Genomic DNA, 17,128 nt, shown 5'->3' on the forward strand with positions numbered 1-17,128 from the left:
AGTGGATAGTTCGTACGTCGGATTCGGCTGATTCTACGACCGAATGTATCGACTATTAGAACAGTCACAAATATTAAACAGTATACGGTAGGTGAGTTTACTTGATGAGTGAGAACACATCGTCACGGAGTTCGATGTCCCGTCGTCGCCTTCTCACAGCGACCACCGGTGGGGTAGCCGGACTCGCCCTCGGGGGCTGTCTCGACTCTGCCGAGTCCGTTGTTGGAGCCGACACTGACGACGACGAATCGATCACGATCGGACTGCTCGCCCCGAAGCCCGACAGCAACTATGTGGGCCGGTCCATGCAGCGAAGTGCCGCGCTCGCGGTTGACGAACTCAACGACGGCGGCGGTATCAACGGCCGACACGTCGAGTTGGCCGTCGGAAACACGAACGGGAATCCACTCGAGACGCGCCGCCAGTACCAGCGACTCGTCCTCGAGGAGGCTGCCGACGTGACGGTTGGCGTGTTCGACAGTCCATCGCTCGTCAACATCCTCGACGATATCGCCGAGCAGGAGACGATCCATCTCACCTCCGGGGCGGCTACGACGACCCCAAGCGAGCGTATCGCCGCGGATTACGACCGGTACAAGTACCATTTCCGGGTCGGCCCACCGAACGACCACCACCTCGGACAGGGACAGGTCGATTTTCTTGACGATATGGCCGCCGAGGTCGGCTGGGAGTCCGTTGCGCTACTGGCAGAGGACTACGAGTGGACGAAAGAGCCGTGGGACGTCTACCAGACCCGACTGCCGGAGCTGGGCCTCGATGTCGTCATGGAACAGCGGTATCCGCCGGCGATGGACGACTTCTCTGGTGTCTACGATGAGGTACAGGACCACGGCGCTGATGCCGCCATTATGACGACTGCACACACCGGAAACGAGACGGTCCGGGACTGGGCGCTCAACCAACGCCCGTTCGCGTTCGGTGGCATCCACGTCCCGATGCAGCTGCCAGTGTACTACGAACAGACGAACGGGGCGTGTGCCTACGGCTTCGGGCTGACCACTGCGACCGCACAGAGTTCGTTCGGTGGCTCCACCGAGGCGTTTATCACGGCGTATCAGGACACCTACGAGGGCCCGAACCCCGTCTATACGGGCTATCACACCTACGATGCGATCACGCTGTTTGCACACGTTGTCGAACAGACCGGGACGCTGGATGCCGACGAACTGGTGGCCGCACTCGAGGACGTCTCGTTTTCCGGAACGGTCGGGACGGTCGAGTTCGAAGGCCTCGAGGAGTCGTATCCACACGACTTCAGGTACTACAAAGACCAGATGCACTGCTTCCAGTGGCAACCGACCGACGACGGTGATGGCGTCCAGGAAATTATCTGGCCCGACGAGCACGCAACCAGCGAGTATATCGCTCCGAACTGATCTGTCGACGCGACCGTTAGTTCCCGTTTCGGTTGCCCCTCTCGAGGCGGCGGTGCGAGATGATGGTGGCGCAACCGCCGGTCGCGCGTATGCGTATACGAATCAAAAATATAATTTTTGATATGTACCCACAAACACTAAGCTATCTACGTCTAAATGACTGTCAATATGACCGATCTCGAGCGTTGGGAAACGACGGTGGGGAAAGCAGGAAACCGTGGAAGGCAGCAACGAACACTGAATCGCCGCCGACTGCTCAAGGCGACGACCGGCGTTGCGGCCGGCCTCTCGGTCGCTGGCTGTCTCGACTCCTACGACACGATCGCCGGAAGCAGCGATGACGATGCTGCTGAACCAGTCACGATTGGCGTCTTAGCGCCGAACCCGGACAGCGACTACGTCGGCCGGTCGATCGTTCGCGCGGCGACTGTCGCCGTTGCAGAACTCAACGACGACGGCGGCATCAACGGCCGAGACGTCGAGTTGGCCGTCGGTGACACGAACGGCAGCCCACTCGAGGCCCGTCGCCAGTACCAGCGACTCGTTCTCGAGGAGGGGGCAGACGTAACGGTCGGCATTTTCGCGAGCGAGGCGCTCATGGGTGTTATCGACGATATCGCCGAGCAGGAGACGATCCATCTCACCTCCGGGGCGGCGACGACGGAAGCCAGCCGGCTGGTCAACGAGTCGTACGACCAGTACAAGTATCACTTCCGCGTCGGTCCAATCAACGACTACGATCTCGGTCGATCTCAGATCGACTTCATGGACGACATGGCCGCGGAGATTGGGTGGGAATCCGTTGCGCTCCTCGCCGAGGATTACAGTTGGACGGAAGAGCCGTGGGACATCTATCAGGAACACCTCGCAGAAACTGGCGTCGACATCGTCATGGAAGAGCGGTATCCGCCGGCAACGGACGACTTCTCCGACATCTACGACCGCGTGGAAGACGCCGACGCTGACGTGGCGTTCATTACGGCAGCACACACCGGAAACGAGGCGCTGGCCGACTGGGCGGCACCCCAGCGACCGTTCGCGTTCGGCGGGATTCACGTCCCGATGCAGTTGCCAGCCTACTACGAGCAGGCCCGCCATCCACAGACCGACGCGGCGCTGGCCGAGTACGGTGTCAGTTACAACAGTGCAACAGCCCAGAGTACGACCACCTCGAAGACACAGGACTTCATCAACCACTACCAGGAGATGTTCGACGGTGCGAATCCGGTCTACACCGGCTACCACACCTACGACGGAATCAAACTCTTCGCCGAGAAAGCGGCCGAGGCCGGAACCGTCGATTCCGACGATCTCGTTCCGGAACTCGAGGCCGCGTCCTTTACCGGAACGACCGGGACGCTCGAGTTTTACGGGCAGGACCACCAGGCTGAGGGCAGAGCGTACGGCCACACCCACGACATCGTCTACGGCGAGGACACCCAGCAGCCGATCTACTTCCAGTGGCAGGCAGACGAAACCGGCGAGGGGACACAGGAGATTATCTGGCCCGAAAGCGAGGCGACGGCTGAGTACACCGACCCAGACTGGCTCTGAACGGACCCGCTGTACTTGACTCGACCTCGAGTCACACGCTCGTCCACAGTTGACACAACGCACACGCCGTTACTGGTCGTCGACTTCCTCGTCGCTCACACCGACGGCTTTCGAGACGTCGGGGTCGTCAGGAGCGTCTTGCCCACCAACGATGAGCTCACCGTCTTCGGTTTCGACGTAGACGTCGTCGGCGAACCCGCCCTCTGCGTGGGGGTGCTCGGGATTCTCAAGGCGTTCCGGCGTCGATGGGGCTTCGGGAAGCCCCGCCGGCGGCGCGAACTGCCCGAGCGGGTCGTCGATCGTGATCTCCCACGTCTCGAAGAACTCCGCATACCGCTCGTAGTGGGCCTCGAGTTCGTCGGCTGGAAACTCCATCATCTCGGTCCAGCCGTGGTTGTAGAAGTCGAAGTTCGCCTGAATGTGGGTAATTTCGCGGGCTTCGGCCTCGGAGTAGCCGTCCTGCAACGCTCGCAGGTAGGTATCGATGGTCGCATCGAAGAGCCCGTCGAGGTGGTCCTTGCGCTCGTCTCTCCGGTCCGGGTCGGCTTTTCCGAGAAAGACCTTCGTGTGTAGGCGAACGAGTCCGGCCGTTGCGACCGAGCGGACGACTGGCGTCTCGAGAGCTTTCCGCGACGCGAAGTGGCGAGCGTTCTGGCGCAGTTTCATGGCCTCGTCTATGGACAGCGGCCTAAAGAACGGTTCGGCAAACAACGCAGGTGTGGGCGGCCACCCGATGTCGGAACCAGTGTGGTCGGTGGTGCCGCTCGAATCGTACAATCTCGAAAAATATCTCGAAAATAGTCCTCTTTAGTCGGTCCACGACCATCGATTGCCGAAATCGGTGTGCGACTGTGGGGGTGGGTTCGATTTGGCTGGGAAAATAGACGAGATAGCAATCCACTTTAACCCGTATTACGAACGATGATAGTATGACCCAGTACGTGATCATCGGTGACGGAATCTCTGGCAGCTCGGCTGCCGAGACCCTCCGGGAGAAAGACCCGGACGCGCAGATTACCGTTATTACCGATGAGGGGGAGCCACTGTATAACCGCATTCTGATCAAAGAACACGCCAAAGGGAAACTCCCCGAAGCGCCGATCTCGATCCACGACGAAGGGTGGTACGAGGAACGCGACATCGACCTCTCGCTCAACACCCACGTCACGAGCGTCGACACCGACGCGAAGGTCGTCCACACTCACGACAGCGGCGACCTCGAGTACGACAAGCTGCTCGTCGCGACGGGCGGAACGCCGACCCAACTGCCGGTCGACAACAGCGACGCCGACGGCATCCACCACTTCTGGACGTTCGAAGACGCCCGTGGCATCCGCGAGCACGCCGAACAGTCGGATACGGGCGTCATCGTCGGTGCTGGCCTACTCGGCATCGACTTCGCGGCCGTCTGTGGGGCACAGGGGATCGAGGCCAACTACCTGATGCGCGGCGACCGCTGGTGGCGCTACGCGCTCTCGGCCGACGGTGCCGAGATCATGCACGAGGGAATGCGCGATGTCGGCGTCGAACCTGTCTTCGACAGCGGCGTCGACCACTTCGAGACCGACGACGACGGTCACGTCACGGCTGCCGTCGACCCCAACGACGAGCGCTACGAGTGTGACTTCGCCGGCGTCGCGATCGGTCTCTCCTTTAACACCGAGTTCCTCCGTGGAGCCGGCCTCGAGGAGGAGAACGGACTCATCGTCGACGAGTTCATGCAGACGAACGTCGACGACGTCTACGCTGCCGGTGACCTCACGCGCTTTTACGACGTGTTGCTGGGCGAGCAGGCTCAGAACGGCTCGTGGGGCTCGGCGAAAGAACAGGGTCGCATCGCTGCTGTCAACATGGCCGCAGACGACGAAGCCGAGCAGTTCGAGTGGGTGTCCTCGTACTCGATCACCCACTTCGACTTCCCGTTCCTGTCGTTCGGTCACCCGACGCTTGGCGACGACTACGCCGAACGCAAGTACAGCGACACCGAGTGGCGTCGTATCGCGTTCAAAGACGGCAAGATCGTCGGCGGCGTCCTCATCGGCGACCTCTCGCCACAGACCGCGTTCAAACAGCTGATGCGCGAACAGCGCGTCGTCGCCGACCAGAAAGAGGTCCTGCTCGAGCCGTCCGTCGACCTCGACGAGCTCGCCCCGACACAGGAGCAGTAACGACAACGACCGACGCAGGTTTTTTTGCGCCAGACGACCGCCTCGAGTCGAATCGTCAGTGGCCCACGCGCTACTCGGCGACAATTGATCCCGTGAGACGTTTGCAGTGGCTTTCGCTGTCACTCGAGTGCGACCAGCGGCCGAACGGCCGTGATGGACGAACAGCCGACACCCTCACCCGCCGAGAGTACCGAAATATTACGTTCGAGGATCGCTCGAGAGTAATTTCGGCCGGTAACTCTCGTTTTTCCGGAGGCACAACTGTTAAGTATGATACAGACATTTGGTACCAATGCACATGGCAACCAGTGAACTCCGAGGTTCGTCGCTCAAACTCACGCGAATCGAGTCCGTTAGCGCGGACGCGACCGTCCGCCACGTCGACCAACTCGAGTCGGAGACACTGGACACGTTTTATACGGCACTCGAGGGGAACCGACCGATCACGACCGCCGAAATCGGACTCAACGCCGGCGATATCATCGTTGGTCCCGAGTACTACAGAGTCGATCTGATGTAACGACACGTCACTCGAGTCCGACTCCGGTCGGCTGTCGGAAGTATCGAAGCCGTTTTCCCCCACGCACGTCTTCGATAGCGTATGAACGGCGGCAGCGACATGACCCTCGCGTTTGAACTCGAGGCGCTGAAAGCACTCGCCTCCCCCGAGACCGTCTTCGAAGACGCCAGAGGCTGGACCGAGTACATCGGCGTCGTCTCCGAAAAGCCGACCTACGTCGTGACGAACTTCACCCGAAAGAACCGCATCCGGCAGGATTTCTTCTCCGGCCCGCGCGGGAAAGCCGAAAGTCTCGAGGGCGTCAAAGGCCAGTTCGACACCGACCGATACGTCTTCGTTGGCTCGAGTGACGACGACGAACAGTTGGCCGACGACGTCGACTGGGAGTATCTCGCCGTCGAAGACGCCGCCGAGGCTGCAGACTGGATTCTCGCGACGAACGTCGAAAGCGAGGACGACGATCCCGAGCCGGTTCGGGACGACTGGCCCTAACGGCACGAAAACCGACTTCGCAGCCGGCGCGCACCGCGAATCGACCGCTTGTCCGCTCGAGTGACGAATCTCTCTCGAGCGATGCACGCAGACAGCCCCCATCGCATCGTCCGACAATGAGTCCAGCACCCGACCCGCAGATCGACGACGAGATCGTCGATGCACTCAGCTCGCTCGGCAACCGCAGTCGACTCGAGATTCTTCTCGCACTCGCCGATGCACAGTGGGAACGTCAGGAGCAGTGGCTGACGATGTCGTTTACGGAACTCTACGATGCCGTCGACATCGCGAGTACGTCACAGTTTTCTTACCACCTCGAGCAGCTACTCGGCTGGTTTATCGCTGAGACGCCCGAGGGGTATCGGTTGACCTACGGTGGCGACAAAATCGTGCGGACGATCTGCTCCGGACTCTACGAGAGTACCCCCGCGTTCGACGACGTCGCCGTCGGTGGATGCTGTGTGTTTTGCGGTGGCGACTCGCTTGTTGCAACGGTCGACGAGGAGCGGTTCGTCGTTCGGTGTCGCGACTGCGAGACGCCGCTGCTGGTCGATCACTTACCGCGGAGCCAGACGCGAAATCGGTCCCCGCAGGCCGTCGTCGACAGCGTCGGGTACCGCATCTGGAGCACGTACACGCTGGTTCGCGGGGATGTCTGTCCCGAGTGTTACGGCGTGGTCGATACCGCCGTCGACGCGCACGACCACGACGACGTCACGGCGTACACGCTCGCACACACGTGTCGTGAGTGTCGGTTTATGGTTCATATGCCCCTCGAGGTGACGGCAGCGTTTCACCCCGCCGCGGTGGGGTTTTTGTGGGGCCACGGCATCTCGATGCTCGAGACGCCGCTCTGGGAGTTCTTCGAGTTCATCGTCACGGAGACGATCACGACCGACGTCGCGAGCACTGCTCCGCTCGAGGCGGTGGTCGAGATCACGGTTGATGACGAAACGCTCCGGCTCGCGATCGACGACTCGTTTCGAGTCACCCCCATTCCGACTGTCGATTACTGATACTGTCGGACAGAACTATTCGAAGATCGATCGCTCTACTGCGGCCGTCCCGAGAGTGACGGCCGCGAATTCGCGATCGACTTCTTACTGACTTCCGTCCGACAGTATGAGCGTCGATCGACGCCGCCAAGTCGTGTTTCATACGGGTTACTGTCGTCACTGACTCCCGATTTGCCGACCTGTGCTGGCGATCGGCAGGACACAGGGACAGCAATCCGTATCAGTCCCGGCTCAAATATCTTTGAGTAGTCTCGCTGCCAATATATAATATATACGACAATACTTATTGTCTCTGCCGCTTATGCGTACTCCATGCATTCCATTTCATCGTCTACTGTGACTGCACTTCAGGGGGGCAAGTATGCCTGCGATTGAACTCGAGGGGGTGACGAAACGGTTCGGCGACGTCGTCGCCGTCGACGGCCTCGATCTGACGGTCACGGAGGGCGAAATCTTCGGCTTTCTGGGCCCGAACGGGGCTGGGAAGTCGACGACGATCGACATGCTCCTTGATTTCATCCGCCCGACCGAGGGCACTGTGACCGTCCTCGGCCACGATGCCCAGACCGAGGGCGAAACGGTCCGGAGCCGAACCGGCGTGCTCCCCGACGCTTACCACGTCTACGACCGCCTGACCGGCCGCCAGCACGTCGAGTTCGCCATCGAGATGAAAGGCGTCGACGACGACCCCGAGGCGTTGCTCGAGCGCGTCCGGGTCGCCGACGCCGCCGACCGGAAAGCAGGTGGCTACTCGAAGGGGATGCGCCAGCGACTGGTGCTCGCCATGGCGCTGGTCGGCGACCCCGACCTGCTCGTCTTGGACGAGCCCTCGACTGGACTCGATCCGAACGGGGCCCGCGAGATGCGCGAGATCATCCGACAGGAGAACGAACGCGGAACGACCGTCTTCTTCTCGAGTCACATCATGGAGCAAGTCGAAGCGGTCTGTGACCGCGTCGCGATCATCGATGGCGGCCACCTCGTCGCCGTCGATACGATCGACGGCCTTCGGGACGCGACGGAGATCGGCGAAACGCTGTACGTCTACGTCTCGACGCTCGACGAGCGTGTCCTTGAGCGAGTCCGGGGACTCGAGGGCGTCGGGGCCGCGGCGATCGACGACGGCCGCCTGCGGGTGGCCGTCGACGGCGTCTCGAAGTTCGCCGTCTTACACGCCATCGACGAGGTGGCCGCGGTGCAGGACTTCTCGGTCGTCGAATCGTCGCTCGAGGATCTGTTCGTCCGCTACACGAACGAAGGGAAGGAGGTCGAAGCATGACGTGGTTCACCGTCGCGAAGAAGGATTTCCGGGATGCCGTCCAATCGCGGGCGCTGTGGGCGCTCGTGGCCGTCTTCGTGCTCCTTTCGGTCATTTCTACGTACGCATACGTCGAACTGCCCGAGATGTTCGGCACGCCGGGTGGCGCAACGTTCGGCGGGCTGATCTTCTTCACGATCGGGCTGGTTGGCCTGTTCGTCCCGCTGGCATCGATCGTCGTCTGCTACAAATCGCTCGCTGGCGAGCGCGAACTCGGGAGCATCAAGCTGTTGCTCTCTCTGCCGACGACGCGTGGACAGGTTTTCGTCGGGAAAGTCGTCGGTCGAGCCGCCGTCCTCGCGTTCGGCCTCGGCGTTGGGCTCATCGTCGGCCTCGGATTCGGTGCCGTGTTACTCGGCGACCTCGATGTCCTCGCAGTACTGGTGTTCGTCCTCGCTACGCTCGCGTTTACGGCGGTCTACGCGTCGATCGTCGTCGGTATATCGGCGACGACGGGGTCGACGTCACGCGCCACAACGCTTGCGCTTGGCTTCTTCGTCGTCTTCGAACTGCTCTGGGACGTGATCCCGATGGGGGTCCTCTACGTCGTCGAAGGGTTTTCGCTTCCGACGGCGATTCCCGACTGGATCTATCCCGTGATGCAGGTCTCGCCCTCGGCGGCGTACTTCTCGGCGGTCGTCGCACTGTTGCCCGATCTCGCCGAAACGGTCGGCGCTGATCCGGCTCAGGCCGGTGCCGGCGTCGAGGTAACGGCCGCCGAGGCCGAGCCGTTCTACACGTCCCCCGAGGTCGGGCTCGTTATCCTCACCGGTTGGCTGCTCGTCTCGGTCGTCGTCGGCTACTCACTGTTCAACAAGGCGGACTTCTAATACGCGAGCCGTGAGACGCGATCGGGCAGTTACTGACGGTCGTCTGGCAGTATAACCACTCGACGCGGCGGCCGACCTCCCAAGTCGCCGCCCTTATTGCCGGTCCAGCCCAACGGTGGCCAATGGCACAGCCCCGCGTACCGGGTTCCGGCGGCGATCGGACGCTCGAGTTACCCTGTGGGACGACGATCGATCCACACGAGATCGACCTCGGGATGCGCGAGTACACCTGCGGGTGTGGCGACACACACGCCGTCGTCACTGACGTGCATCCGCCATCCCGGTTTTTCCCCGAATCGCTCGTGGTCGTCCTGCAGGAGACGATCGAGACCGACGACGAGTTCGACGAGTTCGGCACACCCCACCTGATGGGCGTCGTCTTAGAGGAGTTCCCCGACAAGGTCGTCTCCTATGACGGCAGCAACGAGGGCGGCGTCGGCTACACGATGGTGTGGGTCACCGATTTCGACGCCCGGCGACTCCACGAGATCATCGTCGAACTCGTCGTCGAACTCATGGAACACGCGATCAGCCACGCCGACGACGACACTGCCGTCACCGACTTCGAGTCACAGATGCTCGAGTTCGACGTTAGCGAGTTCGTCGAGCAGTACCGCAGCCAGCGCGATTTCGAGAGCGAACACGACCGCGCGCTCTGAACCCGGCCTCGAGTCGCTGTCACCCGTCTGTTTCGACGCCGCGGAACTCGAATCGCGCACCGCCGGCCTCGCTCTCTGTGACGGTCACCGACCACCCGTGGGCGTCGGCGATCCGTTCGACAATCGCGAGTCCGAAACCGGTTCCACCGGCTCTCGAGTAGCCGGTTTCGAACACTGAATCGCGCTCGTCGGGCGGGATTCCCGGGCCGTCGTCTGCGACGTAAAACCCGGACGGGAGTGTGCCGACCGTGACGGTGACAGCTGTCGTGTCGTCGGTTGGCCTGTCGTCCCGTCGGGACCGTCCTGCGGGTGCTGTCGATCCGTGCTCGACACTGTTCTGACGAGCGTGTGAGTCAGGGCGTGTCGAGCCATGCTCGACACTGTTTCGGATCAGGTTCTCGAGGAGACGTTTGAGCCTCGATCGATCGCCGTAGACGACGCTGTCGGTGGTAACCTCGAGGTTCGCGGTGTCGGTCTCGACGTGGTTCCAACACGACCGTACGACCGGCGCGAGGGCGATCGGTTCGGGCTCGGTGACCGGCCGGTCTTCGCGTGCGACCAGCAGGATGTCCTCGATCAGGCGCTGCATGCGCTCGTGGGCCGCCTCGACCGCCCCGAGGTGGTCGCTGTCGGCCTGCTCGCGAGCCAACTCGAGTTTGCCCTGTGCGACGTTCAGCGGGTTTCGAAGGTCGTGTGAGACGATACTCGCGAACGACTCGAGGCGGGCGTTCTGTCGTTTCAGTGTCCGTTCACGCGTCTTGCGCTCGGTGATATCACGGAGGACGCCGACGGTTCCCCGAAACGTGCCGTCTTCGTCCTGTGGGAGCAACGCGATGTGGTTTTCGTTCGGGAACTGGTTCCCGTCTTTGGTGTGGAGATCCAGTTCGAACGAGGCCTTCTTGTGGTCATCGCGTTTCAACAGGCGTCGGATCTCCCGCTCACCCGCGGCGATGTCCTCGTCGTCGAGGACGAGCGAGACGTGTTCGCCGATCAGTTCGTCGGGCTGATAGCCCGTCGTCGTCAGGTCCGCGTCGGTCGGCGGGATCACGTTCGTGAAGACGCCGTCGGCATCGAGGACGTACACCTCGTCGGGGATCGCCTCGAGGATCGTCTCGTAGCGCTCGAGTTCGCGTTCGCGTGCCTTGCGGTCGGTGATGTCGCGAACGGTACAGATGAGATCGTCGTGTTCGGTCCGCGAAAGCGTGTGATCGACGACGATCGGTCGTTCATCCGCACGGACACAGACCGACTCGCCGCGCCAGCTCCCCGACTCCATCACCATCGGGAGCAGTTCTTCGGTAACGAACGTGGCCTCGTCGTCCTCGTACAGGATCTCCCAGTGTTCGCCGATCAGCGCGTCGGGGTCGTAGCCGAAACAGTCGGCGTACGACCGATTGACGTAGGTAAACCGCCCCGACGAGTCGAGGATACTGATCCCTTCCTGTGCGGTCTCGACCGCCTGAAACTGGCGCTTTCGCTGGCGACGGATGCGTGTCGTTTCGACGGCGCTGATGATTCGATCGGCCAACACGGAACACTGACCGGTCCGCTCGTCTCGCAGGACGTAGTCCGTGACCCCGGCAGCCATGGCATCGCTGGCGAGTGCTTCGGACCCGTTTTCGGGAAACAGCACGAATGGAATCGTCTCGTCGCGCGCGCGGACCCGGCGTAACAACTCGAGGCCATCAGTCTCGGGAAGCTCGTACACAGAGACGATACAGTCGACTGGTCGCTTCGTGAGCGACTCGAGACCCGCGTCCGCGGAGGCGACCGTGCTCGTTTCGAATCGGTCGTTCGCGCGCTCGAGGCCCGTTGCTCGGGCTGTACCGTCCGGCGTGGGGCCCACCCACAACACGTGGATGGTGTTCTGCTGGGCGTTCTCGCGCGACGATCCGCCCGGTATTGTCATGCGTATATCACACTCACCAGTATGGAAATATAGATTGGGTTCTTGATCACTGATACCGAGGGTCGAAATACCCATACCTCGACTGGCTACTCGGCCGGGGTCGTCTCGTGTCCTGCGAGAGCGACCGCGTATACTCCCTGTGGATCGGCTGAGAGTGCCAGTCGTCCGCGCTGACGGGTCGGCCGCGACTGCAGTTCGAATTTCGAAAAGCCATTTCGAGATTCGTACTGTATCGTGGGGCTTATTACGATGTGCGAACTTCGGATGAACAAGCAAATGAGCACGGACCAGCACAGCGAGGGCGACACAGGTGACGGACGCACGATCCTGTTGATCGGCAGTGGACCGATCCAGATCGGACAGGCAGCCGAGTTCGACTACTCCGGCGCGCAGGCCTGTCGGGCGCTTCAGGAGGAGGGCGCTCGTGTCGTGCTCGTCAACTCGAACCCTGCGACGATCATGACCGATCCGGAGATGGCCGACGAGGTCTACATCGAGCCGATCACGACCGATGCCATCGCCGAGATCATCCGCAAAGAGCAGCCAGACGGCGTCATCGCCGGCCTCGGTGGCCAGACTGGACTGAACGTCACGGCTGGACTCGCCGAAGAGGGCGTCCTGGAGGAACACGACGTCGAGATCATGGGAACGCCGCTGGACACGATCTACGCGACCGAAGACCGCGATCTGTTCCGCCAGCGTATGGAGAAGATCGGACAGCCAGTGCCCCGGTCGACGACGATCTCGCTCGAGGAAGGCGAGTCTGTCACCGAACTCAGCGACGAGGACGTTCGCGGGCGCGTCGAGGACGCCGTCGACGAAGTCGGCGGCCTCCCGGTAATCTCCCGAACGACGTACACGCTCGGCGGCTCGGGTTCGGGCGTCGTCGAGGAGATGGACGAACTCCTAGAGCGTGTCCGCAAGGGACTGCGCCTCTCGCGTAACAGCGAAGTGCTCATCACCGAGTCGATCGCCGGCTGGGTCGAGTACGAGTACGAGGTCATGCGCGACGCCGACGACTCCTGTATCATCATCTGTAACATGGAGAACATCGACCCGATGGGCATCCACACTGGGGAGTCGACGGTCGTCACCCCCTCCCAGCTGGTCCCCGACGAGGGCCACCAGGAGATGCGTACCGCAGCCCTCGACGTCATCCGTGAACTCGGGATTCAGGGCGGCTGTAACATCCAGTTCGCCTGGCGCGACGACGGCACGCCCGGCGGCGAGTACCGCGTCGTCGAGGTCAACCCTCGTGTCTCTCGTTCCTCCGCGCTCGCCTCGAAGGCGACCGGCTACCCGATCGCCCGTGTGACCGCAAAGGTCGCCCTCGGCAAGCGCCTTCACGAGATCGAAAACGAGATCACCGGCGAGACCACCGCCGCCTTCGAGCCCGCAATCGACTACGTCGTGACCAAGGTCCCACGATGGCCCAAGGACAAGTTCGACGACGTCGACTTCGAGCTGACCACGGCCATGAAGTCGACCGGCGAGGCGATGGCAATCGGCCGCACCTTCGAGGAATCCCTGCTCAAAGCCCTCCGTTCCTCGGAGTACGAGCCCGACGTCGACTGGGACGAAGTCTCCGACGACGAACTCGAGGCCCACTACCTCGAGCGCCCCTCGCCCGACCGCCCGTACGCCATGTTCGAGGCCTTCGAACGCGGCTACACGGTCGACGAGGTCGTCGACCTGACGGGTATCTTCGAGTGGTACACCGAACGCTACAAGAACATCGCCGACTCGACGCGTGCCGCGCAGGCTGGTGACTTCACCGAGGCCGCAATCGTTGGCCAGACCAACGCCACCATCGCCGCCGCCGCGGGCACCGACGTCGACACCGTCGAACAGGACGTCCCCGGCCGCACCTACAAACAGGTCGACACCTGTGCCGGCGAGTTCAAGGCCGAGACGCCGTACTACTACTCCGCACGCAAAAACGAGTTCGAGGCCGGCCCGCTCGTCGGCGACGCCGCCTCGGGCGAACTCGAGGTCGACCGTGACATCGAGAGCGTGATCGTCGTCGGCGGCGGCCCGATCCGTATCGGACAGGGAGTCGAGTTCGACTACTGTTCGGTTCACGCCGTCCGTGCCCTGCGTGAACTCGGCATCGACGCCCACGTCGTCAACAACAACCCCGAAACCGTCTCGACGGACTACGACACCTCCGACGGCCTCTTCTTCGAGCCGATCACGGCCGAAGAGGTCGCCGACGTCGCCGAAGCCATCGACGCCGACGGCGTGATGGTCCAGTTCGGCGGCCAGACCTCCGTCAACATCGGCGAACCGCTCCAGGACGAGATCGAACGCCGCGGCCTCAACTGTGAGGTCATGGGCACCTCCGTCGAAGCGATGGACTTAGCGGAGGACCGTGACCGCTTCAACGCGCTGATGGACGAACTGGGAATCGCCCAGCCCGAGGGTGGCACGGCAGTCTCCAAGGAGGAAGCGCTCGACCTCGCCCACGACATCGGCTACCCTGTCCTCGTCCGCCCGTCCTACGTGCTCGGTGGCCGTGCGATGGACGTCGTCTACAGCGACGACGAACTCGAGACCTACATCGAGGAAGCCGTCCGCGTCAGCCCGGACAAGCCGATCCTCGTCGACGACTTCCTCGAGGACGCGATCGAACTCGACGTCGACGCCGTCTCCGACGGCCGCACGATCCTCATCGGCGGCATCATGGAACACATCGAGACCGCCGGCGTCCACTCCGGCGACTCGGCGTGTATGATCCCGCCGCGCTCGCTCGACGAAGAGACCTTAGATCGCGTTCGCGAAGTCACCGAAGACATCGCCGAGGCGCTGAAGACGAAAGGCCTGATGAACGTCCAGCTGGCCGTCAAAGACGGCGAAGTGTACGTCCTCGAGGCCAACCCACGGTCCTCGCGTACCGTCCCGTTCGTCTCGAAGGCAACTGGCGTCCCGATCGCCAAACTCGCCGCCCAGGTGATGGCCGGCGAGACCCTCTCGAGTCTCGAGATCGACGAGCAGATCCCTGACCACACCTCGATCAAAGAGGTCGTCCTCCCGTTCGACCGTCTGCCAGGATCGGACCCACGTCTCGGCCCAGAGATGAAATCGACGGGCGAAGTGATGGGCACCGCAAGCGAGTTCGGCACGGCCTACTGGAAATCCCAGCAGGCGGCCGGAAACGCCGTCAGCGAGGGCACCGCGGTGGTCGATCTGGACGTCGACGGCTTCGAGAACCACTTCGACGTCGCGGAGTTCGACGACGTGCCACAGGCGATCCGCGAGAGCAAGGTCGACTTCGTCGTCAGCCGCGACCGCGAGTCGCTCGAGATGGCTGTCGAAGAGGAGATTCCGTACCTGTCGACGGTAGCGAGCGCCGAGGCCTACGTCGAAGCGCTCGACGAGTTCGACGGCGACCTCGAGGTCGCCTCCGTGACAGATCGTCCGAAGCAGGCCGCGAAGTGGGGCAAGTCGGAGTAACGACTCGCCGAACATCGCAACCCCTTGTGGTTTGCTCAATCCCGGCGGATTGAATCGACTCTTTTTCGAACACTGATTCGAGAGCGCTACTTCGAGATCGACGTTCCTCGCCTCACTCGAGTGTGTACCAGTCGAATCGCTCGATGGCGTAGAAGTACGATACCAGTGGTGCGAGCACGCCGATTCCCAAGACGGTCCAAGCGGTGAGCGTGAGCCCGCGGGCTGAAACCGAGACGTCGGGGACGGGTGCCATCGCGGAGATCGACGTGATCAGGCTGGCGAGCAGTGTGGCAGAATCGGTATACAGGACGACTGCGGCGGCCGTCGGCAGGATGATCGCGACCGAGTAGAGGATGAAGGCGGTCTTGCTCGGCATCACCGCTTCGCGGTTGTTCGTGACGTTGACGCTGCCAAATCGGGGCGCTGCCGTGCCGATCCCAGTCGCCAGCGCCGGTGTGACGGCACTGGCGACGATCGTGCCGCCGACCAAGACGGCGGTCTGCTCGAGCGAGAGCGGACTGACGACACCCAACACGAGCGAGACGACCAGTGCGATGGGGGCGGCAACGACCATTCCAGCGACCACCAGCCCGGTGATGGCTTGGCGGCCGGTGAGCGTCGAGGTGACAACCGCGGGAAGCGCCCGCCCGAGGTCGCCGAGAGGGTTCAACGTGAACAGCGCGCCGGCGGCCCAGACGACGTACAGCGAGAGGATGACGGCGACGTGTTCAGGAACCGTGCCGCTCTGGATGATGCTCTGGACGAATCCGATCGCGCCGAACAGCGGGTAGCCCACGTACGCCAGCCGGATCGGGGCGCGTCTGGTTCGGCGGATCGCCGTGACGGTTACCGTCTGAACTGGCCGTGGCAGGCCACGGGAGAGCACGCCCGCGAGCCGACTCGAGGAGTCGGTCGCCGCTGATTCGGTGGCGTCCTCGAACCGCGCCGGATCGGCGAACCAGTGGACCCGCGCGACGGCGATGCCGACGGCGACGGCAGCGGTGCCGACGACGACCGTACCGACGACTGCACCGAGTGCGAGTGGCCTCGAGGCGGGGATGTGTGGGAGTCCAGCCACCAGAAGGTGGCCGGGCCAGCCGAGTGGGCTGTCCTGTAGCGTGGTAAACAGTTGGCTCATGACCAGATCGAACCGGCCGGTCGCGAGCGCACCGAAGTAAAGCGCCCAGAAGCCGACGAACAGAACCGTCCGGTAGCGAGCGATCGGCTCGTAGACGGTAACCAGATGCTTGGCACAGATGCCGACCACGAAGCCAACGGGCACGGCGCTCGCGAGCGCGAGCGCGACGACGAGCACCGCGAGCGGAACCGGAAGCACCGTTCCCGCCCCGGAGGCAAACGCACTCGAAAGCACCAGCGTTGGTGGCATAACCCAGAGTGAAAATAGCACGATTTCGGCACCGACGACGCCGATAACCGTATTTCGAACCGTCGTCGAGGTGAGCAGAAACGCCGGCTTATCGACCTTTGCGGTGGCCGTGAACGCACGGATGGCAGCCATAAACACCAGAAACAGCCAGCCGACGGCGACACCGCCCGTAAGAATGCCAGTCACCATCGCCGTGTCTGCAGGGGGCGTCTCCCCGGCGAACTCTGCGCCCAGACTGGGGAGGAGATAGCCACCGACGACCGTGACCGGCCCGATCATGAACAGTGCGAGCAGCGCCATCAACAGCAGTTTCGTCCGCTCTGTCGAGACCGCTCGTATCGTTCGCCGAACCTCCGTGCTGGCAACGGTGCGGGGAACACGGAACATCAGCGACCACCGCCAACTCGTCGCTCGTGGGTCGTGTG

General features: G+C 62.6%; 13 protein-coding genes. 10 read left to right on the forward strand and 3 right to left on the reverse strand.

Annotation, left to right across the window (positions count from 1 at the left end; translation table 11 throughout):
• The first annotated feature begins 104 nt into the window (after positions 1–104).
• Together C495_RS09395 and C495_RS09400 are read left to right on the forward strand one after the other, a co-directional pair.
• On the forward strand, positions 105–1,397 hold the full coding sequence (locus C495_RS09395) for an ABC transporter substrate-binding protein (RefSeq protein ID WP_049890243.1): 1,293 nt from the start codon (positions 105–107) through the stop codon (positions 1,395–1,397).
• A 168-nt stretch (positions 1,398–1,565) separates the two neighbouring features.
• Positions 1,566–2,951 carry an ABC transporter substrate-binding protein gene (locus C495_RS09400; RefSeq protein WP_008162264.1) on the forward strand — a complete coding sequence of 462 codons (1,386 nt, stop codon included), beginning with the start codon at positions 1,566–1,568 and terminating at the stop codon, positions 2,949–2,951.
• 69 nt (positions 2,952–3,020) lie between these two features.
• Here C495_RS09400 and C495_RS09405 read toward each other — a convergent pair whose 3' ends face one another.
• Positions 3,021–3,617 (reverse strand): DUF6149 family protein, encoded by a 597-nt coding sequence (locus tag C495_RS09405; RefSeq protein WP_008162266.1) that lies wholly within the window; start codon positions 3,615–3,617, stop codon positions 3,021–3,023.
• 263 nt (positions 3,618–3,880) lie between these two features.
• On the opposite strand from C495_RS09405, the gene C495_RS09410 reads away from it, so the two are divergent.
• From C495_RS09410 to C495_RS09440, 7 genes are all read left to right on the forward strand, one after another.
• A complete protein-coding gene (locus C495_RS09410) occupies positions 3,881–5,119 on the forward strand; it encodes an NAD(P)/FAD-dependent oxidoreductase (RefSeq protein ID WP_008162268.1) in 1,239 nt (412 codons plus the stop codon).
• A gap of 292 nt (positions 5,120–5,411) precedes the next feature.
• Entirely contained in the window at positions 5,412–5,639 is a 228-nt protein-coding gene (locus C495_RS09415) for a hypothetical protein (RefSeq protein ID WP_008162271.1), read from the forward strand.
• Positions 5,640–5,720: 81 nt separating this feature from the next.
• Positions 5,721–6,131 (forward strand): DUF7124 domain-containing protein, encoded by a 411-nt coding sequence (locus C495_RS09420; RefSeq protein WP_008162273.1) that lies wholly within the window; start codon positions 5,721–5,723, stop codon positions 6,129–6,131.
• Positions 6,132–6,247: 116 nt separating this feature from the next.
• Positions 6,248–7,147: an ArsR/SmtB family transcription factor gene (locus C495_RS09425; RefSeq protein WP_008162274.1), complete on the forward strand. Its 900-nt coding sequence runs from the start codon at positions 6,248–6,250 to the stop codon at positions 7,145–7,147.
• A 361-nt stretch (positions 7,148–7,508) separates the two neighbouring features.
• Positions 7,509–8,426, forward strand: a complete 918-nt coding sequence (locus C495_RS09430) for an ABC transporter ATP-binding protein (protein WP_008162276.1) — start codon at positions 7,509–7,511, stop codon at positions 8,424–8,426.
• Positions 8,423–9,295, forward strand: a complete 873-nt coding sequence (locus C495_RS09435) for an ABC transporter permease subunit (protein ID WP_008162278.1) — start codon at positions 8,423–8,425, stop codon at positions 9,293–9,295. The genes C495_RS09430 and C495_RS09435 overlap by 4 nt, the downstream gene beginning before the upstream one ends.
• A 122-nt stretch (positions 9,296–9,417) precedes the next feature.
• Positions 9,418–9,954, forward strand: a complete 537-nt coding sequence (locus C495_RS09440; protein WP_008162279.1) for a DUF5815 family protein — start codon at positions 9,418–9,420, stop codon at positions 9,952–9,954.
• Positions 9,955–9,973: 19 nt separating this feature from the next.
• Here the strand turns inward: C495_RS09440 and C495_RS09445 are convergent, their stop codons facing one another.
• Positions 9,974–11,863: a hybrid sensor histidine kinase/response regulator gene (locus C495_RS09445; protein WP_008162281.1), complete on the reverse strand. Its 1,890-nt coding sequence runs from the start codon at positions 11,861–11,863 to the stop codon at positions 9,974–9,976.
• A 276-nt stretch (positions 11,864–12,139) separates the two neighbouring features.
• On the opposite strand from C495_RS09445, the gene carB reads away from it, so the two are divergent.
• Positions 12,140–15,316 carry a carbamoyl-phosphate synthase large subunit gene (carB, locus tag C495_RS09450; protein ID WP_049890244.1) on the forward strand — a complete coding sequence of 1,059 codons (3,177 nt, stop codon included), beginning with the start codon at positions 12,140–12,142 and terminating at the stop codon, positions 15,314–15,316.
• Between the two features lie 112 nt (positions 15,317–15,428).
• On the opposite strand, the gene C495_RS09455 is transcribed toward carB, so the two are convergent.
• Complete coding sequence (locus tag C495_RS09455; protein WP_008162285.1) at positions 15,429–17,090, reverse strand: hypothetical protein; 1,662 nt, start codon at positions 17,088–17,090, stop codon at positions 15,429–15,431.
• Positions 17,091–17,128: the final 38 nt, after the last annotated feature.

Source organism: Natronorubrum sulfidifaciens JCM 14089, from assembly GCF_000337735.1.
GTDB lineage: Archaea > Halobacteriota > Halobacteria > Halobacteriales > Natrialbaceae > Natronorubrum > Natronorubrum sulfidifaciens.

What these genes read in the sequence shown, in the direction of transcription:
- C495_RS09395 (WP_049890243.1), top strand. Translation starts at nt 105, where the DNA reads ATGAGTGAGAACACATCGTCACGGAGTTCGATGTCCCGTCGTCGCCTT.
- C495_RS09400 (WP_008162264.1), top strand. Translation starts at nt 1,566, where the DNA reads ATGACCGATCTCGAGCGTTGGGAAACGACGGTGGGGAAAGCAGGAAAC.
- C495_RS09405 (WP_008162266.1), bottom strand. Translation starts at nt 3,617, where the DNA reads ATGAAACTGCGCCAGAACGCTCGCCACTTCGCGTCGCGGAAAGCTCTC.
- C495_RS09410 (WP_008162268.1), top strand. Translation starts at nt 3,881, where the DNA reads ATGACCCAGTACGTGATCATCGGTGACGGAATCTCTGGCAGCTCGGCT.
- C495_RS09415 (WP_008162271.1), top strand. Translation starts at nt 5,412, where the DNA reads ATGCACATGGCAACCAGTGAACTCCGAGGTTCGTCGCTCAAACTCACG.
- C495_RS09420 (WP_008162273.1), top strand. Translation starts at nt 5,721, where the DNA reads ATGAACGGCGGCAGCGACATGACCCTCGCGTTTGAACTCGAGGCGCTG.
- C495_RS09425 (WP_008162274.1), top strand. Translation starts at nt 6,248, where the DNA reads ATGAGTCCAGCACCCGACCCGCAGATCGACGACGAGATCGTCGATGCA.
- C495_RS09430 (WP_008162276.1), top strand. Translation starts at nt 7,509, where the DNA reads ATGCCTGCGATTGAACTCGAGGGGGTGACGAAACGGTTCGGCGACGTC.
- C495_RS09435 (WP_008162278.1), top strand. Translation starts at nt 8,423, where the DNA reads ATGACGTGGTTCACCGTCGCGAAGAAGGATTTCCGGGATGCCGTCCAA.
- C495_RS09440 (WP_008162279.1), top strand. Translation starts at nt 9,418, where the DNA reads ATGGCACAGCCCCGCGTACCGGGTTCCGGCGGCGATCGGACGCTCGAG.
- C495_RS09445 (WP_008162281.1), bottom strand. Translation starts at nt 11,863, where the DNA reads ATGACAATACCGGGCGGATCGTCGCGCGAGAACGCCCAGCAGAACACC.
- carB (WP_049890244.1), top strand. Translation starts at nt 12,140, where the DNA reads ATGAGCACGGACCAGCACAGCGAGGGCGACACAGGTGACGGACGCACG.
- C495_RS09455 (WP_008162285.1), bottom strand. Translation starts at nt 17,090, where the DNA reads ATGTTCCGTGTTCCCCGCACCGTTGCCAGCACGGAGGTTCGGCGAACG.